The sequence below is a fragment of the Zhihengliuella alba genome (assembly GCF_039538765.1).
GTDB lineage: Bacteria > Actinomycetota > Actinomycetes > Actinomycetales > Micrococcaceae > Zhihengliuella > Zhihengliuella alba.
Genome location: NZ_BAABCJ010000005.1, coordinates 226,343 through 252,627 on the forward strand (window position 1 = coordinate 226,343; position 26,285 = coordinate 252,627).

Genomic DNA, 26,285 nt, shown 5'->3' on the forward strand with positions numbered 1-26,285 from the left:
GGAGCGCGCCCGGGCGGGGAGCGGGAGCCGCGGCCGGGGAGACGGCCGCAGCGGGCGCCTACGCGGACCGCATCCGCTGGCGGGGCGCGATCCGGTAGTGGTGGTACGCGTAGCAGGCCGCGACGAACGGGATGCCGAAGTACAGGGCCGCGACCTGCGTGGGATCGAAGGCGATGCCGATCATCGAGACCAGGCAGAGGGTGAAGCCGAGGATCGGGACCACGGGGAAGAGGGGCGACCGGTACGGCAGGCCGGCCACGTCTCCACCGGCGCGGAGGAACGCGCGGCGGTGGAAGAAGTGGGAGGCGGTGATGGACATCCAGACCCCGACGACGGCGAAGCCCGAGATCGAGACGAGGACCAGGAAGACCGTCTCCGGGGCGACGACGCTGCTGACCAGGGAGGCGAGGCCGCCGAGCATGCTGACCGAGAGCGCCACCAGGGGGATGCCCCGCCGGGTGACCCGGCGCAGGGCGGCGGGAGCCTGGCCCTCATCGGCGAGCGAGTAGAGCATCCGGGCGCAGGAGAACAGGCCGCTGTTGCCGGCGGAGAGCAGCGCCGTGATGATGACGAAGTTCATCAGGTCCGCCGCCCACGGGATGCCGATGGTCGAGAAGACCGTCACGAAGGGGCTCTCGTCCACACCGACCTCCTGGTACGGGACGGTCGCCGCGATGACGGCGATGGCGCCGACGAAGAAGATCAGGAGCCGGATCACGGTGCTGCGCATGGCCCGGGGGATGCTGGTGGCCGGATCCCTGGTCTCGCCCGCGGCGACGCCGATCAGCTCCGAGCCGGAGAACGCGTAGAAGACCGCGAGGGTGGTGATTAGGACGCCCGTGAAGCCATTCGGGAAGAGGCCGGCGGTGGTCTGGAAGTTCTCGAGGAGGAAAGGGTGGTCGCCGCCCTCGCTCAGCGGGCGGAAGCCGAGGAGTGCGGCACCGCCGAGCACGATCAACCCGATCACCGCGGCGACCTTGACGAGGGCGAACCAGAACTCGGCCTCGCCGAAGAACTTCGACGAGACCGCGTTGAGGCCGAAGAGCAGGCCCGCGAAGACCAGGCACCAGACCCAGACGTCGACGCCCGGGAACCAGCGCTGCATCAGCAGGCCCGCCGCCGTGAACTCGGAGCCGAGGGCGACCGCCCAGGTCAGCCAGTAGAGCCAGGCGGTGGCGAAGCCCGTGCCCGGGCCGATCGAGCGGGTGGCGTAGACGTGGAACGCGCCGGAGACGGGGTAGGCGACCGCGAGCTCGCTGAGGCAGGACATCACCAGGTAGACCACGAACGCGCCGATCAGGTACGCGATCACGGCGCCGAGGGGGCCGGCCTGCGAGATCGTGTAGCCGGAGCTGACGAAGAGCCCCGAGCCGATCACGCCGCCCATCGCGATCATGACCAGGTGCCGCGGGCCGAGCGACCGCCGCAGGCCCGTCGCCGGCTCATCCGGGGAGGTCCGGGCCGGTGCCGCGAGGGCGGGCGAAGCGTGTTCCAAGGGGCCTCCTGGCGGTCGACGTATCCCGCCGGGGCACGACGGTGCGGCCGTCCGGGCGGTGGGGTGCGGGAAATGCAGCTCGGACTCTACCGGCGGCCCCGCCCGCGGCGTGCGGGCGTGTCGGATGATGTCAGCGGTGCGGCCGGGCACGGCTAGGCGCGGGCCCTGCGCTCCCGGTAGGCGCGGACGTGCTCGCGGTTGGCGCAGTTGCCGGTGCTGCAGAACCGCTTGGACCGGTTGCGGGACTCGTCCAGCAGCAGGGCCTCGCAGTCCTGCGCCGCGCACACCCGCAGGCGCTCCAGCTCGCCGCCGCGGATCACGTCCAGCACGGCCAGGGCGATCTCCACGGCGATGCGCTCGGCCAGCGGCGCCTCGGGGGTCGTGGCGTGCAGGTGGTAGTCCCATCCGTCGTGCTTGACGAGCTGCGGCAGGGCGCGCGCGTTGCGCAGGATGTTGTTCACCAGTTCGACGGCGCGGTCCTCGTCCGCCGTCCAGAGGGTCCGGAAGACGGTCCGGAGGTGGCGGACCTCGCGCAGCTCTCCCACCGTCCGCGTCCGTGAGCCGGTGAAGTCCTCCTGCTGCAGGAAGTGGTCCAGATCGGCCATGGTCCGCAGCTGGTCGCCCGGGCCTGCGGCCGTGTTGACCAGGTGGACGGCCGTCCTCAGCGACAGCAGCGTGTCAGGGGCAAAATGCATGACGGTTGTGAACCTCCGGTGGCGTACGCGTATCATCGACTGTCAGGAGTCTAATTCATTTCACCCCTGACCGGATGCCGCCCTCGTGGCGGAGTGGCAGGGGAGCAGCCGAGCGGTGGCTCGGGATCGAGGAGGAGCTGTGGAGCAGCAGAGCGGGCTGGCGTCCGGTACGGCGGGGCAGGACGCGGCGGCCGGCGCCGCCCTGGCGCCGCGCCGGCCGACGATGGCCGGGGGTTGGGTGGCGCTGCTGAGCGCGGCCGTGTTCGCGACGTCGGGCGCCTTCGCCAAGCCCCTGCTCGACGCCGGGTGGACCAGCGGCGCGGCCGTCGGTGCCCGGATGCTCGGGGCCGCCGCACTGCTCCTGGTCCCGACGCTGTTCGTGCTGCGCGGCCAGTGGCGCTCGCTCGCCAGCAACTGGAAGCCCGTGGTCCTCTTCGGCGTCTTCGGCGTGGCCGTCTGCCAGTTCGCGTACTTCCAGGCCGTGCAGTACCTGGATGTCTCGGTCGCCCTGCTCCTGGAGTACATGGCGCCGGTGCTGATCGTCCTCACCTCCTGGGCGGTGACGCGCCAGCGGCCCCGGCTGATGCGGGCCGGGGGAGTGCTCCTGGCCGTGGCCGGCCTCGTCCTGGTCCTGGACGTGACCGGCTCGCAATCCGTGCACCCGGCGGGCGTCCTCTGGGGACTCGCCGCGGCGGTGGGCCTCGCGGTGTACTTCGTGGTGAGCGCCCAGCAGAACGACACCCTGCACCCGCTGGTCCTGACCACCGGCGGCCTGTTCCTGGGCGCCTGCCTCATGTTCGGCCTCGGCGCGGTGGGACTCATCCCCCTGCGCGCCACCTTCGGGATGGTCGAGTTCAGCGGCTTCCAGACCCCCTGGTGGGTCGCCCTCGCCGGACTCATCGTCGTCGCCGCGGTGCTGGCCTATGTCTCCGGCATCATCGCGGCCCGCCTCCTCGGCGCCACGCTGGCCTCGTTCATCGCCCTCACCGAGGTGATGTTCGCGGTGCTCTGGGCCTGGCTGCTGCTCGCGGAGGTCCCGGCGCTCATCCAGATCCTCGGCGGCGTCTGCATCGTCGGCGGGGTGCTGCTGGTCCGCACCGACGAGCTGCGCCGGGCCCGGGCCGCCGGCGAGCCGGAGGGCCCGGACCCGCTGCTCAGCGGACCCGAGGCGACGGCGCCGATCCCGATCGTGCCGTCGCGCCCCGGTCCCGCGGACTGACCTGCCGGACCGACCTTCCCGACTGATCTGCCCGACCGACCTGCCGGGGCGGTGGGGCTACTCCTCCGGCCCGGCGGCCCGGCGGCCGAAGCGCAGCAGCCGGAGGCTGTTCAGGACCACCAGGACGGAGCTCGCGGCCATGGCGGCCCCGGCGATCATCGGGTTCAGCAATCCGAACGCCGCCACCGGGATGCCCAGTGTGTTGTACGCGAAGGCCCAGAACAGGTTGGTCTTGATGGTCCGCAGGGTCGCCCGCGAGAGCTCGATCGCCTGCACCACCTGGCCCAGATGGCTGCCCATCACGGTGATGTCCGCCGCCTCGATGGCCACATCGGTACCGGAGCCCATCGCAATGCCCAGGTCGGCCGTCGCCAGCGCGGGCGCATCGTTGACTCCGTCGCCCACCATGGCGACCGCGGCGCCGTCCGCCTGGAGCTCCTTCACCACGTCGACCTTGCCGGAGGGCAGGACCCCCGCGTAGACGTCGTCCGGATCGATGCCCACCTCGGCGGCGACCTGCCGGGCCACGCCGGGGTTGTCGCCGGTGAGCAGGACCGGGCGCAGGCCCAGCTCCCGCAGGCGGGCGATCGCCGCCGCGGAGCCGTCCTTGACGGTGTCGCGCAGCTCGAGCATCCCGGTCGCCCGGCCCGCGCCGGCGTCCGTTCCGGCGGTGCCGACGAGGACCGCGGTGGAGCCGGAGTCCTGGGCGGCGCGCAGCCGGTCCCGGACCTCCGCGGGGACGTTGACGCCGTTCTCGGCCAGCCACGCGGCCTGCCCCACGACGACGGCCGTCCCCTCGACGCCCGCGCGGACGCCGCCGCCGGCGGAGGAGGCGAAGTCCCGGACGTCCGGCAGGGAGCCGGCCACCTCGCGGGCGTGGTCGACGATCGCCTGGGCGATCGGGTGCTCGGAGCCCGACTCGGCCGCCCCGGCGAGGAGAAGCACCTGCCGGCGGGCGTCGTCGTCGGACGCCGGGCCGTCTTCCGCGGGGCCGAAGGCGTGGACCCCCGTGACCTCGAGCTGGCCGGCCGTGACTGTGCCCGTCTTGTCGAGGACCACGGTGCCGACGCGCCGGGTGTCCTCGAGGACCTCCGGTCCGCGGATCAGCAGGCCCAGCTGGGCGCCGCGGCCGGTGCCGGCGAGCAGGCCCACCGGGGTCGCCAGGCCCAGGGCGCACGGGCAGGCGATGACCAGGACCGTGACCGCGGCCGTGAAGGCGGACTGCAGGTCGCCGGCCAGGACCAGCCACAGCGCGAACGTCAGCAGCGCGATCGCGAGGACGATCGGGACGAAGACGCCCGAGATCCGGTCCGCCAGGCGGGCGATCGGCGCCTTGCCCGTCTGCGCCTGGGACACGAGGCGGCCCATCTGCGCCAGCGTGGTCTCGCTGCCGACGCGGGTGGCCTTCACGAGCAGGCGCCCGGAGGCGTTGATGGTCGCGCCGGTGACCGCGTCGCCGGGTGCGACCTCGACCGGCACGGACTCGCCGGTGAGGAGGGACGTATCGACGGCGGAGGCACCGTCCAGCACCTCGCCGTCGGTCGCGATCTTCTCCCCCGGGCGGACCACCAGCACGTCGCCGGGGACGAGGTCCTGGGCCGGGATCCGCTCTTCGTGCTCGCGCCCGTCCGGACCGGGGCGCAGGACGGTCGCGTCCTTGGCGCCCAGGCTCAGGAGCGACTTCAGGGCATCGCCGGCGCGCGCCTTGGCCCGGGCCTCGAGCCAGCGGCCGAGCAGCAGGAACGTCGCGACGACGCCGGCCGTCTCGAAGTACAGCTGGTGATCGGCCATGGAGGCCATCTGGCCGCCGGCGTGCGCGGTGAGGTCCGGCGTGCTGATCAACTGCCAGGCGGAGAAGAGGTAGGCGGCCAGCACGCCGATCGAGACGAGCGTGTCCATGGTGGAGGCTCCGTGCCGGGCGTTGACGGCGGCGGCGCGGTGGAACGGCCAGCCGGACCAGAGGGCCACGGGGGTGGCCAGCGCGAAGGCGACCCAGCCCCAGTGCGGGAACTGGGCGGCCGGGACCATGGAGATGACGAACAGGGGGACGGTGAAGATCGCCCCGACGATCAGGCGGGTGCGCAGGACGTCCGCGGGGACGTCCTCGTGCTCGTGGCCGCCCTCGTGCCGGATCTCCTCCGCCCGGTACCCGGCGGCCTCGACGGCGCGGATGAGCTCGTCGGTGGCCAGGCCGGCCGGGGCCGTCACCCGCGCCGTCTCGAGCGGCAGGTTCACGGTCGCCTCGACGCCGTCGAGCTTGCCGAGCTTGCGCTCCACGCGGCGGACGCAGGACGCGCATGTCATGCCGTCGATCGAGAGCTCGACGACCCGGGTGTCCGTGCCGTGCGTGGTGGGGCCGGCGGCGGTGTCACCGGAGGGACTGGACTGGGTGGTGTGGTGACTGGTCATGTGGGCTCCCGGTGGGCAGAGGGCATCGACGCGCCGCGCGGGCGCGATGATGGCAGGGGAGGGAAGGAGGTGGCAGTCGGCCGGGCCCGGAGCGGGCCCGGCCCACCGCGAAGCGGGTCAGCCGTTGTTGCTGACCAGGGTGTAGCCGGCCTCGGCGACGGCCTCGCCGACCTGGGCCTCGGTGATCTCGCGGGCCGAGGTGATGCGGGCGGTGGACACGCCGCCGGCGTTGAGGTCGACGTCGACCGACTCGACGCCCGCGATCGACTCGATCTCCTCGGTCACGGAGGCGACGCAGTGGCCACAGGTCATGCCGGCGATATCGACGGTGAGGGTGGTGGTGCTCATGGGGTTCTCCTCGTGGTGGTGCTGTCGGTGGTTCGGGGGTCAGCGCAGGAGACGGCCGATGGCCGCGGAGGCCTCCTTGACCTTCTCGTCGACGATGCTGGGGTCACCGGTGGCCTGCGAGCGCTCCGCGGCGCCCACCACGCAGTGGCCGATGTGATCCTCCACGAGGTTCAGCGACACCTTGTGCAGCGCGGCGTTGACCGCGGCGACCTGCGTGAGGACGTCGATGCAGTAGGTGTCCTCCTCGACCATGCGGGCGATCCCGCGGACCTGTCCCTCGATGCGGCGGAGTCGCTTGAGCAGCGCCTCCTTGTCCGCCGAGTAGCCGTGCGGTCCGGCGTCCTGCGCGGTTCCGGTGGGCGTGGTGGTGTCCGTGGTCGTCGTCTCCATGGTGCCAACATACCCCTGCCGGGTATCAGTGTCAAGTACCCCCTGGGGGTATGTGGGACCACAGTGCTCCCGGTGCTGGCCCCTGCGGCGAGGTCGTCGGCGCCGCGGAAAGATAGGGTGGCGGGGACTGGAACCGCCCTTGGAGGAGCACCGCGTGATCGAGATCCTGAACCCCGCCGAGCTGGCCCGCGCCCGGGTCACCGGCCGCCTGGTCGCCGACATCCTGCAGTCCGTCCGGAGCCGCGCGGGGGTGGGCACCAATCTCCTGGAGATCGACCGCTGGGTGAAGGACATGATCCTCGCCGCCGGCGCCCGCTCCTGCTACGTCGACTACGAGCCGTCCTTCGGCCGGGGCCCGTTCGGCCACTACGTCTGCACGGCCGTGAACGATGCCGTGCTCCACGGCCTCCCGCACGACTACGCGCTCGCCGACGGCGACCTGCTGACGGTCGACCTCGCGGTGGTCCTCGACGGGGTCGCGGCGGACTCGGCCATCAGCTTCCTCGTGGGCGACGCGCGGCCCTCGGAGAGCGTGGCGCTCATCGAGACCACCGAGCGGGCGCTGGAGGCGGGCATCGCCGCAGCCCGCCCCGGGGCCCGCATCGGCGACATCTCCCACGCGATCGGCACGGTGCTCGGCGAGGCCGGCTACCCGGTCAACACGGAGTTCGGCGGCCACGGGATCGGCTCCACTATGCACCAGGACCCGCACGTGCCGAACACCGGCCGCCCCGGCCGCGGCTACACGCTCCGGCCCGGCCTGATGCTCGCCCTCGAGCCCTGGGCCATGGTGGACACCGCCCGGCTGGTCACGGACCCCGACGGCTGGACGCTGCGCAGCGCCACCGGCTGCCGGACCGCGCACAGCGAGCACACGGTCGCCATCACGGACGACGGCGCCGAGATCCTCACGATCCCGACGCCGCCGACCGCTGCCTAGGGCGGCCCTCTAGCCCGCGACGGCCGCCTTCACGGCGCCGACCAGGCCGTCGATGTCCTCCTCGGTGGTGTCCCAGGAGCACATGAGCCGGACCTCGCCCGTCTCCTGGTCCCAGTCGTAGAACCGGAACGACTCGCGCACGCGGTCCGCGGCGCCGTCGGGCAGGACGGCGAACACGCCGTTGGACTGCGTCGGCTGCGTCAGCGTCACGGCGTCGAGGCCCTCCAGGCCCTCGCGGAGCCGCTGCGCCATCCGGTTCGCGTGCCCGGCCGAGCGCAGCCACAGGTCGCCCTCGTACAGGGCGATCAGCTGCGCGGACAGGAAGCGCATCTTGGAGGCGAGCTGCATGTCCATCTTGCGCAGGTACTGCAGGCCCGGATCGTCCTCGCCCAGCCAGACCACGGCCTCGCCGAACAGCATGCCGTTCTTGGTCCCGCCCAGGCTCAGGACGTCCACCCCGGCGTCCGTGGTGAACGCGCGCAGCGGTGCGCCCAGGTGGGCCGCCGCGTTGGACAGGCGCGCACCGTCCAGGTGCAGGCGCATGCCGCGGGCGTGCACGTGGTCCGCGATCGCGCGCACCTCCTCCGGCGTGTAGCAGGTGCCGAGCTCGGTGGTCTGCGTGATGGAGACGGCCAACGGCTGGGCGCGGTGCTCGTCGCCCCAGCCCCAGGCCTCGCGGTCGATGAGCTCGGGGGTGAGCTTGCCGTCCGGGGTCGGCACGGCCAGCAGCTTCATGCCGCCCACGCGCTCCGGCGCGCCGTTCTCGTCCACGTTGATGTGGGCGGTGGTCGCGCAGACCACGGCGCCCCACCGGGGCAGCAGCGCCTGCAGCGAGAGGACGTTGGCGCCCGTGCCGTTGAACACCGGGAAGGCCGTCGCCTGCTCGCCGAAGTGGCCGCGCACCACGTCCTGCAGGCGGGCCGTCCAGCCGTCCTCCCCGTAGGCGGTCGCGTGGCCGGAGTTGGCCGCGGCAACGGCCGCGAGGACCTCCGGGTGGGCGCCGGCGTAATTGTCGGAGGCGAAGCCGCGCGGCTGGGCGAGCACTGCGGGTTCCGTGGCGGTCGAGGTCATGCGAAGACTCCTGTCTCGGAGGAATGGTCCGTCGACAACGATGTTCCCAGACGCAGGCGCTGTCCGTTGATCTCCGCGGCGTCGAGCTCGAACAACTGCACCGCGGCGGCCCCGAGGACTTCGACGTCGGTGAACCCGGGGAAGCGCCGCTCCGGCTGCGCGGCGCGCATGCCCGCGTCGACCAGCGCCTTGACCACCAGGACGACGGCGGCCGCACGCCCGCCGTCGTACCCCTGGGCCACCGCGCGGGTCCAGGTCTCGGCGGCGGCCTTCGCGGTGGCGTAGTTGGCCCCGCCCGCCGTGGGTGCGCCGGCCGACTCGGCGGAGACGATCGCGACCCGGCCGGCGTCGGAGGCGGCGATGTCGGCGTCGAACGTACGGGTGGTATTGCGCAGCGTGGTCAGGACCCGGCGGTGCAGGAAGTCCCAGTCCTCGTCCGACTGGTCCGCCAGCGTCTTGCCGCCGCGCCAACCGCCCACCAGGTGGATCAGCCCGTCGACGGGACCGTGGTCGGCGCGCACGGCGTCGGCCAGGCCTGCGACGGCGTCGGGGTCGGCGAGGTCGCACGCGTACCCGGTGATCTGCGGGTGCAGTGCCGCGACGGGCTCGACGCGCCCGGCGCTGCTGCCCACCGCCGCCACGCGCATCCCGGCCTCGGCCAGGGCGGTGGCGACGGCGACGCCGGATGCGCTGGTCGCGCCCGCGATCACCACGGTGCGGCTCATGCGGACTCCCGCGCGGCGCCGCCCGGCTCCGAGGACTCGTCCAGCTCGGGGGACTCGCCGGTGATGCCGGAGGTGGACTCGATGACCGGGCGGATCTTGCGCTCCAGGGCCTCGTAGAACATGGAGAGCGGGAACTCGTCGTCGAGCACCTGGTCCGTCAGGCCGCGCGGCGGGCCGTCCAGCGGGAGCGCGTCGGGGCCCTTCGCCCACACCGAGGCCGGGTTGGGCGTCAGGGTCTCGGAGATCATCTGGTACGCGGCCAGCCAGTGGGCCGTCTTCGGGCGGTCGATCGAGCGCCAGTACAGGTCCTCGATCCGGGCGCCGAGCTCGACGACGACGCCGGTCACCTCGTCCCAGTCGATGCTCAGCTCGCCGTCGGTCCAGTGCAGGACGTGGTGCTGGTGCATCCACGCGAAGAGCAGCTGGCCGCCCAGGCCGTCGTAGTTCCGGACCCGGTTGCCGGTGACGGCGAAGCGGAAGATGCGGTCGAAGATCACCGCGTACTGGACCAGCTTGGCGTAACGGCGCGTGGCGTCGTCGCGCTTCTCGTCGCGCTCGATCCGGACCGACTCGCGGAAGGCGGTCAGGTCGCAGCGCAGCTCCTCCAGCGAGTACAGGAAGTACGGCATGCGCTGCTTGATCATGAACGGGTCGAACGGCAGGTCCCCGCGCATGTGGGTGCGGTCGTGGATCAGGTCCCACATGACGAACGTCTTCTCCGCCAGGTGCTGGTCCTCGGCGAGCTCGTCGGCGCCCGGCGGCAGCTCCAGCGAGGTGATGTCGGCGGCGGCCTTCAGGACGCGGCGGAAACGGGCGGCCTCGCGGTCGGCGAAGATGCCGCCCCACGTGAACGTCGGCGTGCTGCGGACCGCGACGCTCTCCGGGAACAGGACGGCCGAGTTGGTGTCGTAGCCGGGCGTGAAGTCGAGGAAGCGGATCGGGACGAACAGCTTGTTCGAGTAGTCGCCCGCCTCCAGGTCGGCGATGAACTCCGGCCAGATGACCTGCACCAGGACGGCCTCGACGAACCGGTTGGTGCTGCCGTTCTGCGTGTACATCGGGAACAGCACCAGGTGTGGCAGCCCGTCCACGCGCGCCTGCTCCGGGTGGAACGCCACCAGGGAGTCGAGGAAGTCCGGGACGCCGAAGCCGTCCTGCTCCCAGCGGCGCAGGTCCTGCTGCACCAGGCCCAGGTACTCGCCGTCGTGCTCCAGATGGGGGCGGAGCTGGTCGATAGACTCGACGATCGTCTCGATGCAGGCCCGGGCCGCGGCGTGGTCCGCGGGCTCCGGGATGGATCCGTCCTTGACCTGCACCTGCTGCAGGGCGGTGGCCGCCGTCTTGAGGTCCTTCCAAGCGGGCAGGCCCGGGAGCTCCTGGGCGGGGATGCGGGTGGTATCCGTGGTCAACATCGTTGTTCCCTTCGGTTCGTATCGTTGCGGCTTCGCGTGGACGCCGCGTCCGCGGTGCCAGTGCAACCTTTTACACCAGAGTAGCTACTTCAGTGCACCGAGGCTAGGGGGTCCCGGCCGAAAGTTCTGCCCGGGCTATGCTGAATGCCGTGCCTGCCACCCAGCTCTCCGTCCGTCCGATCACCGCCGACGAGCACCGTGCATTCCTCGCCGACCGGCCCGGCGCCAGCTTCCTGCAGCTGCCGGCGTGGGCGCGCGTGAAGCGCGAGTGGCGCCCCGAGTACCTCGGCTGGTTCGCCGCCGGCGAGCAGGTCGGCAGCGCCCAGCTGCTGCACCGGCCCCTGCCGGTCCTGAAGCGCACGCTGGCCTACATCCCCGAGGGCCCGGTCCTCGACTGGGCCGCCCATACGACGGCGGAGGTCACCGCTCCGCTCCTGGCCCACCTGCGACAGCGCGGGGTCTTCCTGGTCCGGATGGGCGTGCCCGGTGTCCGCAACGCCTGGCGCGCCGCCGACGTCCGCAAGGCGATGTCCGGCAAGAAGGGCGAGGACAGCCCCGCCTACGCCCTCATGAGCGATCTGCCCGCGTTCCAGAGCGACCAGCAGGCGGAGTTCACGGCCGCCCAGTTGGCGGCCGCCGGGTGGTCCAAGCCGGAGGTCAGCGAGGACTTCACCGCCGGTCAGCCCGAGTTCCAGGCCCGGATCCCGCTGCGCGACCCCGCCGGCGAGCCGCTCGACGTCGACGGCGTCCTCGCCGGCATGAACCAGAACGCCCGCCGCGAGACCCGCAAGGCGGCCTCGGGGCCGCTGGAGGTGCAGGTCGGCGGGGTGGAGGACATCGCCCGCTTCCACGCGCTGTACCAGGAGACGGCCGAGCGGGACGGCTTCACCGGGCGGCCGGCGTCCTACTTCACCACCATGTACAACGAGCTGAACACGCACGCCCCGGGGACCTGCACCGTGTACTTCGCCGTGCACGAGGGGCGGGACCTGGCCTCCGCCGTCCGCGTCCAGTCCGGCGAGGGGTCCTGGTACGTCTACGGCGCGTCGTCGTCGGCGGAGCGGAAGCTGTTCGGGCCCAAGGCCCTCATCCACCGCATGATCACCGACTCGCTGGCCGCCGGCTGCGCCTTCCTCGATCACGGCGGCGTCTCCGCCACCCTGGACAAGGAGCACCACCTGGCCGGGCTCACGCTCTTCAAGACCACGCTGGGGTGCGACGTCGTGCAGACCCTCGGCGAGTGGGACTATCCGCTGAACCGGCCGCTCGCCAAGGCGTTCGACCTCTACATGAAGGCGCGCGACCGGCACTAGACCGCCGCCGGAGCGCGCGCCGGACAGGAGCACCCATGGGCATCGACTTCGCCGACCCGGGGAACCGGCGCACCTACGCCGCGCGGACCGCCGACCGGGAGTGGGCCGGGTTCGTCGGCGTCGACGGCTCGGCGGCCATGGTCTCCGGTGCGCGCGAGCGGGCAGCGTCGCCTGGCCGTGCCCGTGGGAGCCGTGCCGGTGGCGGAGCCCTCCGCTTCGTCGTCGCCGACGCCGCGGACACCGGGCTGACGGCCGGCGCCTTCGACGCGGTGCTGCAACGGGCCCTCATCCACCATGTGGCCGACCTCCGGGCAGTGTTCGCCGAGGCGCGCCGGATCCTGCGGCCGGGCGGATCCCTGATCGTCCAGGACCGGACGATGGCGGATGTGGCCCGTCCCGGTTCGCCCGAGCACCCGCGCGGCTACTTCTTCGAGCGCTATCCGCGGCTGCTCGAGGTCGAGCGGGCCCGGCGCCCCAGGGCCGAGGGCCTGCAGGCCGCGCTCGCGGAGGCGGGGTTCGACGTCGTCCGGCAGCACGCCCTCGCGGAGGTGAGACGGGAGTACGCGTCCGTCGACGAGCTGGCCGGGGACCTGCGGTCCCGGACCGGCCGGTCGATCCTCCACGAGCTCGACGACGCAGAACTCGCCGATCTGGTCGACTTCGTCGCGTCCAAGTACCCCGACGCCGCCCGCCCCAGGGAGACCGATCACTGGACGGTCTGGACGGCGCGCTGAACGGGGTGCTGGCGGCGCCTGCCGCGCGGGTCGGCCCCGGACCGACGCGCCTCGCTTCATTGGTTATCAGCTATGATAATCAACATGCAGGAGCGAACGAGTCCCACGGAACTGGTCATGCACCCGGTCCGCCTCCAGGTCCTGCGGTCCTTCCTGGGTGGTCGCGAGCTCACGACGGGTGAGCTACGCGCGCGGCTGCCGGACGTGCCGCCGGCGAGCCTCTACCGGCACGTGGCAGCCCTTCACGACGGCGGAGCGCTGGCCGTCGCCCGGGAGCGTCCCGTGCGCGGAGGGGTCGAGCGGACCTATCGCCTGGGCCGCGAGGCCGCGCTCATCTCGGAGGACGGCATGCGGGGCCTGCCGCCCGGGCAGCGGCGCGCTCTCTTCACGGCGTTCCTTGCCGACGTGGCAGCGCGTGTCGACGATCGAATCGAGCATCTGGAGGCTGACGAGGTCAGCTTCGGGCACGTCGCCTTCCGAGCCACGGACGAGCAGCTGCGGGAGCTCAGCCGGCGAATCCAAGCGCTGATCGCGGAGGTCGACGCCCGTTCCGCCGGCACCGCACGTCCCCGCAGGTCGCTCGCGACCGTTCTCTATACCGATCCGCTCGAGGAGAGCACCGATGAATCCGCTCAGTGATCACGAGATCCGCAAGTCCTTCGTCAATTGTTCGCGCAAGGATGCGGCCAACCTCCCTCTGCCGCCCGGCCTGCGGCAGCTGGACTGGTCTCGGCTCGAGTACCTCGGCTGGCGTGACCGGCAGGATCCCCGGCGCGGCTTCGCGGTCGTCCCCACATCCGAGGGACCCGTGGGGTTGGTCCTGCAGACAGGAGCTGTGCCCGGAGGCAGGGCCCGGGCGGCGATGTGCGCGTGGTGCGAGGACGTCTACCTGGCCGACTCCGCCGTCCTGTACGTGGCACGACGAGCCGGGCAGGCGGGTCGCGATGGTTCCACCGTGGGCACGCTGATCTGCGAGAACTTCACGTGTTCGGAGAACGCGCGCAAACGGCCTCCCCTGCCCTACAAGGGATTCGACATGGAGGCGTTCATCGCCGAGCGGATCGAGGGACTCCGGCACCGGGCCGCCGCCTTCGCCGCCTCTGTGCTCCGGTGACAGGTGACTGTGCCCGGCTGCGGCCCATCTCGTGGCCGCCGCACCTCCGCGTCGGCCGGACCCCGCCGACCCGCGGGGCGGGGTCCTGAGGAGTCCTGCGGACGACGAAGACCCCCGGCCGATGGCCGGGGGTCTTCACTCATCACTCGCACCTTCATGAGGTGTCTACGACTCTAGGCGGGGATGCTGGGACCGAGCTGGTGCCCAGGTGCCCGTTGGCTGTCCGTTGCTCACTGCCCTGCGTTGCTCACTGGTCGTCGGGCTGGCCCGCCTGCATCGCGGCCATGTCCATCCAGGCGATCTCCCAGACGTGGCCGTCGGGGTCGGCGAACGCCGCCCCGTACATGCCCGGGATCTCCTCCGTAGCGGGCCGGTAGACCGAGCCGCCGCCGTTCACGGCGCGGGCGACAGTCTCGTCGACGTCCTCACGGCTCTCCGCCGACAGCGCGGTCAGGACCTCCTTCTGCCCCTCCCCGCTGCCCGGCTTGTCGCCGTTGCGGAGGAACGTCGCGAAGTAGTTCTCCTTGAGGACCATCAGGAAGATGTTCTCGTCGATGATCCACCCGCTGGCGTTGCCGTCGGAGAAATCGTTGTTCTTGGTGAGGCCGATCGTCTCGTAGAAACGGTCCGAGCGGGCGAGGTCGGCAGTCGGCAGATTGACAAAGATCATGCGGCTCATGGGGCCTACTATGGCACCGGTCACGTGCTGCCGCCAGACCTTCAGCCGGACTCGTCCTCCGGCGGCAGTGCCTCGTGGTGCGGGCGTCCGTGCGTCCGGCGCGCCTCCTTCATCTCGGCCTCGTACAGGTGCCGCTTGCCCTCGGCCAGCTCGTCGCGCGCCTGCCGCTCCACCGCCTTGAAGGCCGCGTAGTAGTTGTCGTCGTAGTCCTCGACGATCTGGAAGGTCCACCTGCCGCGGATGACGTTGCGGCCCAGGACCTCCGTCTCCACGCGGTCCGCGGTCTCCGGGTGGCCGGCCTCGCGGAACAGGCGGACGGCGTCGTCCAGTGCCAGATCGGCGGTCCCGGTGAGCCGGTGGAACCCGTACAGGAGGCCGCGGGCGTGCTCCACGGCCTCCAGTGCCTCGGAGAGCTTGCCGAGCGCCTCCACGGTGGCGTCGTCGATCCCGGCGCCGCGCCGGTGCTGCTCGTCGGGGCCGTCGCCGGAGGCCTGAGGTGGGTGCTGCTCGCTCATGGGGAGATCATCGCAGGAATCCCCGGATTAGGAACCCCCTGATGCTCCTGTCGCCCCCGACGGCCCTGCCGCCCCCGACGGCCCTGTCGCCCCCGACGGTGCGGACGGCTCCGACGGTCCGGTGGCGTGCCGTGCCCTGCGGCCGCGCCGTTGCTGCGGTCGGCGTCGGGTCACGGCGGGGGCGTGCTCGGGCCGGAGTCCCACGGCGATCGCCCAGGCGGGCACCAGGGACAGCGCGGGGAACGCCCGCAGGACCCGTGCGGCCGCCGTCGGCAGGGCGAAGTCCCGACCGCGGGCCAGCGCTGCGTCGAATCCCCGGTGCATCACCCGCTGGAGACCTTGGGTGAAGACGGTCGGCGGCGTGCGACGCCGCTGCACCGCCGCCACGTGCGTGTTGCCCAGGCGCCCCTGCAGCAGGGGACGGGCGAGCAGGCGCGCCGCCGCCACGCCGTCCTGGATCGCGAGATTGACGCCCACGCCGCCGATCGGGGACATCGCGTGCGCGGCGTCGCCGATGCAGAGCAGGCCGGGGCGGTGCCAGCGCTCCAAGCGGTTCAGCCGCACGTCGAGGACCTTCACGTCGTCGAGCTCCAGCTGGTCCACGCAGCCCGCCAGCTCGGGCACGGCCGCTGCGAGTGCCGCGCGCACCCGGTCGATGCCCTCCGCGCGGAGCCGGGCGTCCGCGCCCTTGGGGATCAGGCGGGCGACCTGGGCGTAGCCGCGGCGGGGGATCACCACGAAGAAGTCGCCGTTGGCGTTGCGCGGCATGAGCCGACTGCCGAGCCGCTCCGTCGCCGTCTCGTCCGTCGGAACCTTGAACCACCAGGCGTCGATGCCCACCGGGAACTCGCGCACCGGCAACTGCGCCGCGCCCCGGGCGAGCGACGTGCGGCCGTCGGCGGCGACCGTGAGCAGCGCGCGCAGTCGCTGCTGCTGGCCCGTGGCGCCGTCGCGGTAGCTGACGCCCACCACCTGCCCGCCCTCCCAGATCAGCTCCGTGACCTCGGCCCTCATGCGCAGCTCGAAGTTCGGCTCGCGCTCGCCGGCGGCGGCCAGCAGGTTCAGGAGGTCCCACTGGGGCGTGATCGCGATGTACGGGTGGCGCAGGGGCAGCCGCCGGAGATCGGCGAGGCGGACGGTACTGCCGTCGCTCACCGGGAGCCTGGCCTCCTCGATGCGGCTCTGCGGCAGCTCGGCGAACTCGGGGAAGAGGCCCAGTTCGTCGAGCAGCGTCAGGGTGGTCGGGTGGACGGTGTCGCCCCGGAAGTCGCGGAGGAAGTCGGCGTGCTTCTCCAGCACGGTGACGCGCACTCCAGAGCGCGCCAGGAGCAGGGCGGCAATGAGCCCGGCGGGGCCGCCGCCCACAACGATGCAGTCGGGCGGCTGCGGTGTCGCGGTGTCATCCACGGCGTCACTATCGCATTGCCCACCGTGCCCAGTAAAGAATGCATCGGCGGCGGTGCGCTAATTCGGTCGCACTCTTAACGGACCATGAGTTCCCTCTTAACGGTGACTCACTGGGGCGCGGCGCGCAGATTAAATTTCTGTGCGCGGAGATCCCTTGAAGCCAGAGATCGACCATGCTATGGATCACGTCCATTTACTTTAGTTTTCACGTAAATATCGAAGCATTGACGCAGCCGCCGCGCTGGGCGATCCGGTCGTTCGATGTGCGTTCGGATCATTCATCCTAGTCAGAGGCGTTCGTGTCGCTAGATGCCACTCGGTGATGCCTTTCACGTGAACCTTCAATTCTTCTGAGCGAATATTCAGGTCATTTGGAGTGAGCACTTGAAATCTGTGCATCCACTGTATTGAGTGGGGGCGGGTGGCGTTTGCCGTCGGCATGCTCAGCCACTCCAGCATTCCTAGATAGAGGGGAAATACTAGTGAGTGAGAACCAACCACGCTCGCGCCGAAAGGGTGCGGGGCTCAAGAAAGGGTTAAGGAGGTCACTCGCTATCGGCGTCGCTTCGACGCTCGCGGTAGCGGGATACGGCCTTCCAGCCTCTGCGGATGTGAACACGGCTCCCGAGGAGCCGGCGGAGTCCGCCGCAAGCATCATCGATACGAGCCTGTTCGAGCAGGCTCTGGTCGGCGGCGGACAGTCGAGGGCCACCTTCCCGTCCGCTCCCGGCCCGGACAATCAAGCGCTCGATGTCGGGGCACTCGGCAGCGAGGTCATCTCCCTCGGCGGCATCGAGATCCCGCTGACTGACTTCCTGGACTTCGGCGAGGCCGGCGTCCTGCAGTCCCAGTCGGAGGCGACGTCACCCAAGGACGCGCGGGCCATCACCTCGGTGGCCGGCGCTGACGGCTCCCTCACGCTGGACACCATCGACGGCGCATCCATGGGCAACGCCCGGCTGGACGTCCTCCAGCTGGCGAACTCCCTCGGGTTCGGCGACGTCGCGGCCCTCATGGACGAGGCCTACCTGGAGATCGGCGCCCTGGGCGCCGAGGTCGAGGCCGTGGACGGCGTCTTCCAGGATCCGGACGCCGTGGGCGGCCCGGGCCAGTACAAGGTCGCCGACCTGATCCTCGCGCTCCGCTCGCAGCAGGTCGGCGACGCCGCTGCTGAGCTGGTCGACACGACCGCGCAGGTGGACGGCGCCATCGAGGACTCCATCAACGGGATCGTCGAATCGGCGGGTCTGCTCGACCCGATCCTCGCTGCGCTGCCGGCCAACGTGTCGGTTACCCCGCGCATCGAGTCGAACGTCTCCGGCGCGATCCGCGAAGCCCTGCTGGCGGAGCCGATCACCACCGAGACCAGCATCATCGATCTCGATCTGGCCACCGGGACCATGTACATCGACATGGCCAAGTTCATGGGCAACGACGAGGGCGCCGGCACCAACGCCGAGGGCCTGAACAGCCAGAACCCGAACACCGAGCTGATCGACTCGAACCTCTACCCCATGATCGCGGACTCGATCCACGACGTGATCGAAGAGGTCATCCACATCGCGTTCCGCACGTTCAACGCGTCGCTGGGCAGCGTGACGGTGCACCTGGACGCCGAGGCCTCGGCGGCCGGCAGCTCGGCCGCGAAGACCTTCTCGGCGAGCCTGGACGGCACGTACTCCTCGACCGACTGCGCTGCATCGGGCCTTGGCGGCACGGTGCTGTGCACGACCCTCGACGGACTCGAGACGGTCATCGAGCCGCTGGTCACCACGCTGGCGACCACGGTGCGGGACACCCTCCTGGCGAACGACGGCCAGATCCTCTACGACCTGTTCACGCTCATCAAGACGGACACCATCACCGCTCCGGCGCGTGCCGTGGTCCAGCCGTTCCTCGAGCAGATCGCAGCGAATGTCCTGTCCGTGCAGCTCAACCACCAGACCACTGAGACCTGCGCCCTCCCTGCGGGCGGTGAGACGACCGGTAGCCTCGAGGTCTCGGCCCTGAGCATCGGCGCAGCACCGGCCATCGGCGGAGCACGCCTGAACCTGGGTACAGCCGGCGCCCGCGTCGACGCCTGCGACCAGTTCGCAGCCATCGATCCGTCGATCACCGTCGACCCGGCCTCGGTTCCGGCCGGTGACTCCACGACGGTCTCCGGTACGGGCTTCACCCCGGACAACGAGGCCACCGTGCAGCTGATCGATGCCGCCGGTGACCCGATCGGCGAGCCGACCACCGTCCCCACGGACGGCAACGGCGACTTCACCACGGATCTCCCGGTTCCCGCTGACGCGGCCCCGGGCGACTACATCATCCAGGCGACCGATGTCGCCACGGACACCCCCGCTGAGGCTCCGCTGACGGTGACCCAGCCCGACGTTCAGGAACTGAACATCGGCCTGGACCCGCCGACGGTTCCCGCGGGTGAATCCACGACCGCCAGCGGCTCGGGCTACACGCCGGATGCCACGGCGACGGTGCAGCTGACGGATCCGGCCGGTGACCCGGTCGGCGATCCGATCCAGGTCCCGACGGATGGAACGGGTGCTTTCAGCACCGAGGTCCCGGTTCCCGCTGATGCGGCTCCGGGCGACTACACGGTCGTCGGCACCGATGACACGACCGGCAACGACGCTTCGGCGGCGCTGACGGTGATCGAGGCGGGCACGGTCGCTCCGGCGATCACGGTGGATCCGGCGACGGTTCCGGCCGGCACGCCGACCACGGCCGATGGCTCGGGTTACACGCCGGATGCCACGGCGACGGTGCAGCTGACGGATCCGGCCGGTGACCCGGTCGGCGATCCGATTCAGGTCCCGACGGATGGAACGGGTGCTTTCAGCACCGAGGTCCCGGTTCCTGCTGATGCGGCTCCGGGCGACTACACGGTCGTCGGCACCGATGACACGACCGGCAACGACGCTTCGGCGCCGCTGACGGTGACCGAGGCAGGCGCGACCACGCCGACGGTTGCTGTCGATCCGGCTGCTGTCGAGCCGGGCGACTCCACCCAGGTGACCGGTTCGGACTTCGCTCCGAACGACGAGGTCGAGGTCCAGCTGGTCGACTCCGAGGGCAACCCGGTGGGCGATCCGGTGACGGTCCCGACCGATGAGAACGGTGACTTCGCCGCCGAGCTCCCGGTTCCCGCTGACGCGGCTCCGGGCGACTACACGGTCGAGGCCGTGGACGGCCAGGGCAACGAGGGCAACGCGCCCCTCGTCGTGCTGGAGCCGGGCGTTGGCCCGGGTCAGCTCGGTGACTTCGTCTGGGACGACACGAATGCCGATGGCGTGCAGGACGAGGGTGAGGTCGGCGTTGCCGGCGTCACGGTCAACCTGCTCGATGCCGACGGCAACCCGCTCGTGGATGCCGATGGCAATCCGATGACCACGGCGACGGACGAGAGCGGCATCTACACCTTCTCGGGTCTCGAGCTGGGCGACTACGTCGTCGAGTTCGCCGACCTGCCGGAGGGCAAGGCCTTCTCGCCGCAGGATGCCTCGGGTGAGGACGCTACGGACTCGGACGCCGATCCGAACAACGGGCGCACCGGTGTGGTGACCCTGACGTCGGCGGCCCCGGTCATGCTCACGATTGATGCTGGCCTGATCGACGATGCCGCCGCGGGCGACCCGACGGTTGCTGTCGATCCGGCTGCTGTCGAGCCGGGCGACTCCACCCAGGTGACCGGTTCGGACTTCGCTCCGAACGACGAGGTCGAGGTCCAGCTGGTCGACTCCGAGGGCAACCCGGTGGGCGATCCGGTGACGGTCCCGACCGATGAGAACGGTGACTTCGCTGCCGAGCTCCCGGTTCCCGCTGACGCGGCCCCGGGCGACTACACGGTCGAGGCCGTGGACGGCCAGGGCAATGAGGGCAACGCGCCCCTCGAGGTCCTCGAGCCGGGTGCGATCGATCCGACGATCGCCGCGGACCCCGCGGCGGCTGCCCCGGGCGACGTCACGGCGATCACCGGTGAGGGCTACACCCCCAACGGCGATGCGACGGTCGAACTGGTCAACGCCGACGGCGACGTGCTCGCCACGGTGCCGGCCACGGTCGATGAGAACGGTGCACTCGCCACGGACCTCACGGTTCCGGCGGATGCCGCCGAAGGCGCGGACTACCTGATCCGCGGTACCGACAGCGCCACCGGCAGCACGGCGGAGACCTCCTTCGAGGTCCTGCCGCTCGCCGCCGGCGAGCTGGCGATCTCCGCTGACCCGGTAGCAGCCGCCCCGGAGGACTCGACCGCCGTCACCGGCGCCGGGTACACCCCGAGCGGTGCCGTCACGGTCGAGCTGCTCGACGCCGACGGCAACGTGGTCGAGTCCCTCGAGGTCACGGCCGATGAGAACGGCGCATTCACCACGGATCTGATGGTCCCGGCGGATACTGCCGCGGGTGCGGACTACGTGATCCGCGGTACCGACGTCGAGACCACGAACTCCGCGGAAACGGCGTTCGAGGTCCTCGAGCCCGGAGCGACGATCATGACGCTCAGCGCGAACCCGACCTCGGGCGAGCCGGGCGACACCACGAACGTGACCGGCACGGGCTTCACCCCGGGCGAGACGGCCACGGTGGAGCTGATGGATCCCGACGGCAACGTCGTGGCGACGGTCGAGGCTCCGGTCGACGAGAACGGCGAGATCGCCGTCGACGTCGTCGTCCCCGATGACGCGGTGGCCAGCCCCGACTACACGATCGAGGCAACCGACCCCGCGACGGACGGTTCCATCGACGTGCCGTTCGAGGTCCTCGAGGCGGGCGCGGGTACGGGCGAGATCACCTTGGTGATCGACACCTCCTGCCTCGCCCCGGACGAGCAGCCCACGGCCGAGGGGGCGAACTACACCGCCGACGGCGAGGTGGTCCTCGAGGTCAAGAACCCCGCTGGTGAGGTCGTCAAGACCGTCGAGACCACGGCAGACGCCGAGGGCAACATCTCGGCCGGCGTGGAACTGCCGGACGACGCCCTGGTCAACGCCGGTTACACGGTGACGGCCACGGACATCGCCACGGGCGCAACCGTCACGGTGGATGTCACCGCGATGGAGTGCGTGCTCGCGATCGCCGCCGATCCGACGGCAGTGCCGGCAGGGAGCACGACGACGGTGACCGGTGAGGGCTTCACGCCTGAAGGCGCCGCCAAGGTCGAGCTGGTGGATGCCGACGGCAACGTCGTCGCCACGGTTGAGGTGACGGCCGACGAGAATGGCGACATCCAGACGGACCTGACGGTCCCCGAGGGTGCAGCCGTGGGTGCCGACTACACGATCCGCGGCACCGATGTCGAGACCGAGGGCACGGCGGAGACGCCGTTCGAGGTCCTGGAGGCCTCGGCCACCGACCTGACGATCGCTGCTGATCCCGCTGCCGCGCAGCCGGGTGACACGACGAGCGTCTCCGGTGAGGGCTACACGCCGAACGGCGACGTGACGGTCGAGCTGGTGGATGCCGACGGCAACGTCGTCGCCACCGAGGAGGTCACCGCCGACGAGAACGGTGCGATCCTGACGGATCTCACGGTTCCGGGCAACGCCTCGGCGGGCGCGGACTACACGATCCGCGGCACGGACGTGGAGACCGAGGGGATGGCGGAGACGCCGTTCGAGGTCCTCGCGCTCGAGGACGGAGAGGTGGCACTGTCCGCCGATCCGGATTCCGGCCTGCCGGGCGACACGACCGAGGTGACGGGCTCCGGCTTCGAGCCGGGCGAGAAGGTCACGGTCGAGCTGGTCGACAGCGACGGCAACGTGGTCGCCACGGTGGAGACCACCGCTGACGACAACGGCACCATCGCCGCCGAGATCACGATCCCCGAGGACGCAGTCCCCGGTGACTACACGATCATCGGCACCGACGAGTCGGGCAACACGGGCGAGACCGGCTACGAGGTCCTCGACCCCAACGCCGGCACCTGCGGCGTCGAGCCGGAGATCACCGTGGATCCGTCCACGGCGACCGTCGGCGGCACCGTGACGGTCTCGGGCGTCGGCTTCACTGCCGGCTCCGAGGTCGAGGTCGACATCGCCGACGCGGACGGGGCATCGATCTTCGCCTCGGGCGCACCGGTGGCGACCGTCGGCGACGACTGCACGTTCAGCATCGACGTCGAGCTCCCGGCGGAGGCCGGCCCCGGTGACTACACCGCGACCGCGACCGACGACGAGGGCAACACCGATGAGGCCGACCTGACCATCGCCGCAGGCGATGGAACGGGTGGCGGCAACAACGGTGGCGGCGACAACGGTGGTGGCGACAACGGTGGAGACAACGGTGGAGACAACGGTGACGGCACCAACGGTGGCGGCAACGGCGGGAACGATGGCAACGGCGGCAACGGTGGCGGTCTCGCCAACACCGGCGCCACGTCGGTTGCCCTGTCGATCCTGGCACTGATGCTGCTGGCAGGTGGCGCGCTCCTGGTTCGCCACAGCCGCCGCAAGAACGGCATCGGCGAGGCGTAATCCTGCGAAGGATGACGCTCCGCTCTAGCTGAGCGGTTCGGAGCGAGGGCCGTCCTCCCCACACGGGGAGGGCGGCCCTCGTGCGCGAGCGCTGGGGGAGGGCGCCCCGCGAGAGTAGAAGAACGGGCACGCGACGGCCCCCGGATAAGGTGGAACCGATGAGAGCACAGCAGCGGATCCTGGTCGGCGCAGCGTCGGCCGCGCTTCTTTCGATGGTGGTGGGCTGCGGTGGGAACGCGCCGGCCGAGACCGGGACGGACCAGGGCGAGGCGGCTGCAACGGCTCCGGAGTGCGCCACGGGGGAGTCCCTGATCCACGAGTTCGAGAACGGGGCCGCCTGGACGATGTGCTGGAGCGTCGGGGCCGACCGGGGACTCGTCCTGACCGACGTCGTCTATTCCTCGCCCGACCAGGGCGAGCACCGGATCATCGACTCGATCGCCCTGGCCCAGCTGGAGGTCCCGTACGACAGCGGCGAGCGGCTCACGAGTGACATCACGGATGCCGGCTTCGGCGGCACCCGGATGAAGACGCTCACCGAGCAGGAATGCTCCGGCGAGCGGCACGCCACCGAGATCCCCAACATCGGCGAGGGCGAGTACGGGCCCTCGCCGGAGCGCGAGGTCCTCTGCTCCACCAGCGTGGAGGCGCGCCTCGGGTACCGCTCGTTCGAGAACGGAACGCTCACCACCGCCCAGACGAGCGAGTGGAACGTGTACGCCATCTCGAAGGTGGGCTGGTACGAGTACATCAGCCAGTACACCTTCACATCCTCCGGTGCCATCCGTCCGCAGCTCGGCGCCACCGGCGACCTCTCCCCGGTGGACTACGCCGACGAGGAGCACGGCTGGCCCGTCGGCGAGGGCGAGGCGGACTATGCGGCCAGCCACTCGCACAACGCCGTGTGGCGGGTCGACTGGGGACTCGGCGACGGCGCGCAGGCCGTGGAGCAGTACGACGCCGTCGACACCGGTGACGAGGGCGACGAGTCCCGGATCGTCGAGGGCTCGCTGATGCCGATCGAGCATCCAGCCGTGGCGAGGAAGGAGGATCGCCGCTGGTGGCGGGTCCTCTCGCCGGAGACGCTCAACGCGGACGGCCATCCGATTTCCTACGAGATTGGCCTGGAGAAGACAGACTCCTTCACCGCGTTGCGCGACGAGCACCACCATGGAGCCGACTCGGGCTACGACGTGGCGTTCACCAACGCCAAGGACTGCGAGCTGTACGCGACCTACAATCCGGCGGACTGCGGCCGCGGCGTGCTGGACTTCATCGCGAACGGCAAGGAGGAGCCGCTCGAGGACGTGGTGTCCTGGGTCGCCGTCGGCTTCCACCACGTCCCCCGGGACGAGGATCAGTCCCCGATGGAGATGCACTGGCAGGGCTTCTCCCTCTCTCCGCGGGACCTGTTCGCCCAGCGGCCGGGCGTCCCGGACGGGCGCGAGGGGCTGAACGGGCAGCCGGAGACGTGGCAGGGCGAGGACGTGGACGACCTCATCGAGCGCGACGCCGGCCAGTTCGGAGGATAGCCGGCGAATGCCAACGGTTCTCGGCAGTGCGGTGGACGGCCAGACGCGGTGCGTCCACTACCGTTCGGCGCTCGATGTCGTCGCGATCAAGTTCTACTGCTGCCGTGCCTACTACCCCTGCCACCTCTGCCACGAGGAGCACGCCGACCATGCGGCCGCCCCCTGGCCGCCGGACCAGCGGGAGGCCGAGGCGATCCTCTGCGGCGTCTGCCGGGCCGAGCTCAGCATCTCCGCCTACCTGGCGACCGACGCCTGCCCGTGCTGCGGCGCTCACTTCAATCCCGGGTGCCGGCTCCACTCCTCGCTCTACTTCGCGGACTGAGCCCCGATCCGGCTGGGCTAGACTGCCAGCACCGCAATGTGATGCCCGTCATAATTCGAGGGGGTGCGCCATGCCCGCCAGGACTCCGGCCCAGCCGGCCCTCCAGCGCTCCGCCCTGGCTGCGCACGGGGCCCTCGGCTCCGCGGCGGGCCAGGCCTTCGAGCTGCTCCGGCCGGTGGTGGGCGAGTCCTGGCGCCGCTCACTGGGCTTCCTGGCCCCGGGCCGCATCGAACCGTCGGTCGCGCTCCAGTCCGCGGACCTCTCCGCGTACCGCCGGGACCACCCGCTCGCCACCGTCCTGCCCGTCATCACCCGCCTGCTGGTGGAGCCCGCCCGCGATACCGGCCTGCTCGTCGCCGTGGGAGACGCGGACGGCCGACTTCTCTGGATCGAGGGGGACGGCGGCGCCGTCCGCCGCGCCGAGGGCATGGCGTTCGTCCCCGGCGCGGACTGGTCCGAGCGCTCCGTCGGCACATCCGCCCCGGGGACGGCGCTCGCGACCGGCCAGGGCGTCCAGGTCAGCGGCGCCGAGCACTTCAGCGAGATCGCCCACCGCTTCAGCTGCACCGCGTCGCCGATCCACGCACCGGACGGGCGGCTCCTCGGGGTCGTCGACCTCACCGGCGGCCCGGAGGCGGTGGCGGCCCATTCGATGGGCCTGGTGCGGGCGGCTGTGGCCGCAGCGGAGGCCGAGCTGCGCCTGCAGGGCCTCCAGCTGGCCGCTTCGACCGGGACGATCCGCGGGCGCGGCCCGGTGCGCGCCCGCCGCCCGGTGGCGGTGAGGGGCGGCGGCAGCGCACAGCCGGCCGGCCGGCCGTTCCTGCGCCTGCTGGGATCAGACGACGTGGTGCTCGACTGCCCTGCCGGTACGGTCCGGTTCGGCGGCCGCCACGGCGAGATCCTCGCGCTGCTGGCCTGGCATGGGGAGGCGGGACTGACGGCGGACCGGCTCGCCGTCGAGCTCTTCGGGGATGACGCGCGGACCGTCACGCTCCGGGCCGAACTCGTCCGGCTGCGCCAGGCCCTCCGCGCGGGCCTGGCGGAGGATGCCAGCGGAACCGCCGTCGGGCTCGCCTCCCGGCCGTACCGCTTCGAGCCGGCGCCGGACTGCGATGCGCGGCGCGTGCTGGAGTTCGTCGGCCGCGGGCACTACCGGCGCGCCCTGGAGTCCTACGCGGGTGAGGTCCTCCCGCGGTCCACGGCGCCCGGCGTCGTCGCACTCCGGGCCGAGCTCTCCGGCGCGCTGCGCGAGGCCATGCTCTCCGACGCCGGGCCGGACGTGCTGATGCAGTACCTGGAGCTGCCGGAGGCGTCGGACGACGTCGAGGCGCTGCGGACCGCGCTGCGCATCCTGCCGCCCAGATCGCCGCGCCGCGCCGTCGTCGTCTCCCGGTTGGAGCGCTTGGACGCCGCCCACGGGGCCTGACCCGCACCGTCCCGCCGTTGCAACGTTGGTGCAACCTGCCCGGGCGTAGCTTCGTCG

21 protein-coding genes are annotated in these 26,285 nt (G+C 71.4%); 10 read left to right on the top strand and 11 right to left on the bottom strand.

Annotated elements, in window-relative coordinates:
* Window positions 1-58: 58 nt before the first annotated feature.
* Both ABD784_RS10620 and ABD784_RS10625 read right to left on the bottom strand, forming a co-directional pair.
* A complete protein-coding gene (locus ABD784_RS10620; protein ID WP_344884105.1) occupies window positions 59-1,495 on the bottom strand; it encodes an amino acid permease in 1,437 nt (478 codons plus the stop codon).
* Between the two features lie 152 nt (window positions 1,496-1,647).
* Window positions 1,648-2,190: a CGNR zinc finger domain-containing protein gene (locus tag ABD784_RS10625; protein ID WP_344884108.1), complete on the bottom strand. Its 543-nt coding sequence runs from the start codon at window positions 2,188-2,190 to the stop codon at window positions 1,648-1,650.
* A 139-nt stretch (window positions 2,191-2,329) separates the two neighbouring features.
* Between ABD784_RS10625 and ABD784_RS10630 the strand changes: the two genes are divergently transcribed.
* Window positions 2,330-3,409, top strand: coding sequence for an EamA family transporter (locus ABD784_RS10630; protein WP_344884110.1), 1,080 nt, complete (start codon window positions 2,330-2,332; stop codon window positions 3,407-3,409).
* Window positions 3,410-3,466: 57 nt separating this feature from the next.
* On the opposite strand, the gene ABD784_RS10635 is transcribed toward ABD784_RS10630, so the two are convergent.
* The 3 genes from ABD784_RS10635 to ABD784_RS10645 form a co-directional block, all read right to left on the bottom strand.
* The gene (locus ABD784_RS10635) at window positions 3,467-5,818 is read right to left on the bottom strand and encodes a heavy metal translocating P-type ATPase (RefSeq protein WP_344884113.1); all 2,352 of its coding nucleotides are present in this window, start codon (window positions 5,816-5,818) and stop codon (window positions 3,467-3,469) included.
* 117 nt (window positions 5,819-5,935) lie between these two features.
* Window positions 5,936-6,166, bottom strand: coding sequence for a heavy-metal-associated domain-containing protein (locus tag ABD784_RS10640; protein ID WP_344884116.1), 231 nt, complete (start codon window positions 6,164-6,166; stop codon window positions 5,936-5,938).
* 39 nt (window positions 6,167-6,205) lie between these two features.
* Window positions 6,206-6,556 (bottom strand): metal-sensitive transcriptional regulator, encoded by a 351-nt coding sequence (locus ABD784_RS10645; RefSeq protein WP_344884118.1) that lies wholly within the window; start codon window positions 6,554-6,556, stop codon window positions 6,206-6,208.
* Window positions 6,557-6,710: 154 nt separating this feature from the next.
* On the opposite strand from ABD784_RS10645, the gene map reads away from it, so the two are divergent.
* The gene (gene map, locus ABD784_RS10650; protein WP_344884121.1) at window positions 6,711-7,496 is read left to right on the top strand and encodes a type I methionyl aminopeptidase; all 786 of its coding nucleotides are present in this window, start codon (window positions 6,711-6,713) and stop codon (window positions 7,494-7,496) included.
* A gap of 9 nt (window positions 7,497-7,505) precedes the next feature.
* Here map and ABD784_RS10655 read toward each other — a convergent pair whose 3' ends face one another.
* Genes ABD784_RS10655 through ABD784_RS10665 form a run of 3 tightly spaced genes read right to left on the bottom strand, consistent with a single transcriptional unit; the run spans window position 7,506 to window position 10,704 of the window.
* Window positions 7,506-8,567 (bottom strand): threonine aldolase family protein, encoded by a 1,062-nt coding sequence (locus ABD784_RS10655; RefSeq protein ID WP_344884124.1) that lies wholly within the window; start codon window positions 8,565-8,567, stop codon window positions 7,506-7,508.
* Window positions 8,564-9,292 carry an SDR family NAD(P)-dependent oxidoreductase gene (locus tag ABD784_RS10660; protein ID WP_344884128.1) on the bottom strand — a complete coding sequence of 243 codons (729 nt, stop codon included), beginning with the start codon at window positions 9,290-9,292 and terminating at the stop codon, window positions 8,564-8,566. The genes ABD784_RS10655 and ABD784_RS10660 overlap by 4 nt, the downstream gene beginning before the upstream one ends.
* Window positions 9,289-10,704, bottom strand: a complete 1,416-nt coding sequence (locus tag ABD784_RS10665) for a DUF6421 family protein (protein WP_344884130.1) — start codon at window positions 10,702-10,704, stop codon at window positions 9,289-9,291. Before ABD784_RS10665 ends, ABD784_RS10660 begins: the two co-directional genes overlap by 4 nt.
* Before the next feature lie 149 nt (window positions 10,705-10,853).
* On the opposite strand from ABD784_RS10665, the gene ABD784_RS10670 reads away from it, so the two are divergent.
* The 4 genes from ABD784_RS10670 to ABD784_RS10685 all read left to right on the top strand — a co-directional run bounded on the left by ABD784_RS10670 (window position 10,854) and on the right by ABD784_RS10685 (window position 13,865).
* Window positions 10,854-12,017 carry a lipid II:glycine glycyltransferase FemX gene (locus tag ABD784_RS10670; RefSeq protein WP_344884133.1) on the top strand — a complete coding sequence of 388 codons (1,164 nt, stop codon included), beginning with the start codon at window positions 10,854-10,856 and terminating at the stop codon, window positions 12,015-12,017.
* Between the two features lie 35 nt (window positions 12,018-12,052).
* Window positions 12,053-12,751, top strand: coding sequence for a class I SAM-dependent methyltransferase (locus tag ABD784_RS10675; RefSeq protein WP_344884136.1), 699 nt, complete (start codon window positions 12,053-12,055; stop codon window positions 12,749-12,751).
* A gap of 84 nt (window positions 12,752-12,835) precedes the next feature.
* Window positions 12,836-13,390: a helix-turn-helix domain-containing protein gene (locus ABD784_RS10680; RefSeq protein WP_344884140.1), complete on the top strand. Its 555-nt coding sequence runs from the start codon at window positions 12,836-12,838 to the stop codon at window positions 13,388-13,390.
* A complete protein-coding gene (locus ABD784_RS10685) occupies window positions 13,374-13,865 on the top strand; it encodes an FBP domain-containing protein (protein ID WP_344884143.1) in 492 nt (163 codons plus the stop codon). Before ABD784_RS10680 ends, ABD784_RS10685 begins: the two co-directional genes overlap by 17 nt.
* Window positions 13,866-14,112: 247 nt before the next feature.
* On the opposite strand, the gene ABD784_RS10690 is transcribed toward ABD784_RS10685, so the two are convergent.
* The 3 genes from ABD784_RS10690 to ABD784_RS10700 are packed head-to-tail and all read right to left on the bottom strand — an operon-like array spanning window position 14,113 to window position 16,466.
* The gene (locus tag ABD784_RS10690) at window positions 14,113-14,544 is read right to left on the bottom strand and encodes a VOC family protein (protein ID WP_344884146.1); all 432 of its coding nucleotides are present in this window, start codon (window positions 14,542-14,544) and stop codon (window positions 14,113-14,115) included.
* A gap of 41 nt (window positions 14,545-14,585) precedes the next feature.
* Complete coding sequence (locus tag ABD784_RS10695) at window positions 14,586-15,059, bottom strand: hypothetical protein (RefSeq protein WP_344884149.1); 474 nt, start codon at window positions 15,057-15,059, stop codon at window positions 14,586-14,588.
* Between the two features lie 27 nt (window positions 15,060-15,086).
* Entirely contained in the window at window positions 15,087-16,466 is a 1,380-nt protein-coding gene (locus ABD784_RS10700; RefSeq protein ID WP_344884152.1) for an FAD-dependent oxidoreductase, read from the bottom strand.
* Between the two features lie 611 nt (window positions 16,467-17,077).
* Between ABD784_RS10700 and ABD784_RS10705 the strand changes: the two genes are divergently transcribed.
* The 4 genes from ABD784_RS10705 to ABD784_RS10720 all read left to right on the top strand — a co-directional run bounded on the left by ABD784_RS10705 (window position 17,078) and on the right by ABD784_RS10720 (window position 26,228).
* Window positions 17,078-22,948, top strand: coding sequence for a choice-of-anchor G family protein (locus tag ABD784_RS10705; protein ID WP_344884155.1), 5,871 nt, complete (start codon window positions 17,078-17,080; stop codon window positions 22,946-22,948).
* 158 nt (window positions 22,949-23,106) lie between these two features.
* Window positions 23,107-24,480 (top strand): copper amine oxidase, encoded by a 1,374-nt coding sequence (locus ABD784_RS10710; RefSeq protein WP_344884158.1) that lies wholly within the window; start codon window positions 23,107-23,109, stop codon window positions 24,478-24,480.
* A 7-nt stretch (window positions 24,481-24,487) separates the two neighbouring features.
* Window positions 24,488-24,802, top strand: a complete 315-nt coding sequence (locus ABD784_RS10715) for a CHY zinc finger protein (RefSeq protein WP_344884161.1) — start codon at window positions 24,488-24,490, stop codon at window positions 24,800-24,802.
* Window positions 24,803-24,872: 70 nt separating this feature from the next.
* Window positions 24,873-26,228 (top strand): GAF domain-containing protein, encoded by a 1,356-nt coding sequence (locus ABD784_RS10720; protein ID WP_344884164.1) that lies wholly within the window; start codon window positions 24,873-24,875, stop codon window positions 26,226-26,228.
* Window positions 26,229-26,285 lie beyond the last annotated feature (57 nt).

Coding starts and splice junctions, on each gene's coding strand:
- ABD784_RS10625 (WP_344884108.1), bottom strand. CDS start 2,190: ATGCATTTTGCCCCTGACACGCTGCTGTCGCTGAGGACGGCCGTCCAC.
- ABD784_RS10635 (WP_344884113.1), bottom strand. CDS start 5,818: ATGACCAGTCACCACACCACCCAGTCCAGTCCCTCCGGTGACACCGCC.
- ABD784_RS10640 (WP_344884116.1), bottom strand. CDS start 6,166: ATGAGCACCACCACCCTCACCGTCGATATCGCCGGCATGACCTGTGGC.
- ABD784_RS10645 (WP_344884118.1), bottom strand. CDS start 6,556: ATGGAGACGACGACCACGGACACCACCACGCCCACCGGAACCGCGCAG.
- ABD784_RS10655 (WP_344884124.1), bottom strand. CDS start 8,567: ATGACCTCGACCGCCACGGAACCCGCAGTGCTCGCCCAGCCGCGCGGC.
- ABD784_RS10660 (WP_344884128.1), bottom strand. CDS start 9,292: ATGAGCCGCACCGTGGTGATCGCGGGCGCGACCAGCGCATCCGGCGTC.
- ABD784_RS10665 (WP_344884130.1), bottom strand. CDS start 10,704: ATGTTGACCACGGATACCACCCGCATCCCCGCCCAGGAGCTCCCGGGC.
- ABD784_RS10675 (WP_344884136.1), top strand. CDS start 12,053: ATGGGCATCGACTTCGCCGACCCGGGGAACCGGCGCACCTACGCCGCG.
- ABD784_RS10680 (WP_344884140.1), top strand. CDS start 12,836: ATGCAGGAGCGAACGAGTCCCACGGAACTGGTCATGCACCCGGTCCGC.
- ABD784_RS10685 (WP_344884143.1), top strand. CDS start 13,374: ATGAATCCGCTCAGTGATCACGAGATCCGCAAGTCCTTCGTCAATTGT.
- ABD784_RS10690 (WP_344884146.1), bottom strand. CDS start 14,544: ATGAGCCGCATGATCTTTGTCAATCTGCCGACTGCCGACCTCGCCCGC.
- ABD784_RS10695 (WP_344884149.1), bottom strand. CDS start 15,059: ATGAGCGAGCAGCACCCACCTCAGGCCTCCGGCGACGGCCCCGACGAG.
- ABD784_RS10710 (WP_344884158.1), top strand. CDS start 23,107: ATGAGAGCACAGCAGCGGATCCTGGTCGGCGCAGCGTCGGCCGCGCTT.
- ABD784_RS10715 (WP_344884161.1), top strand. CDS start 24,488: ATGCCAACGGTTCTCGGCAGTGCGGTGGACGGCCAGACGCGGTGCGTC.
- ABD784_RS10720 (WP_344884164.1), top strand. CDS start 24,873: ATGCCCGCCAGGACTCCGGCCCAGCCGGCCCTCCAGCGCTCCGCCCTG.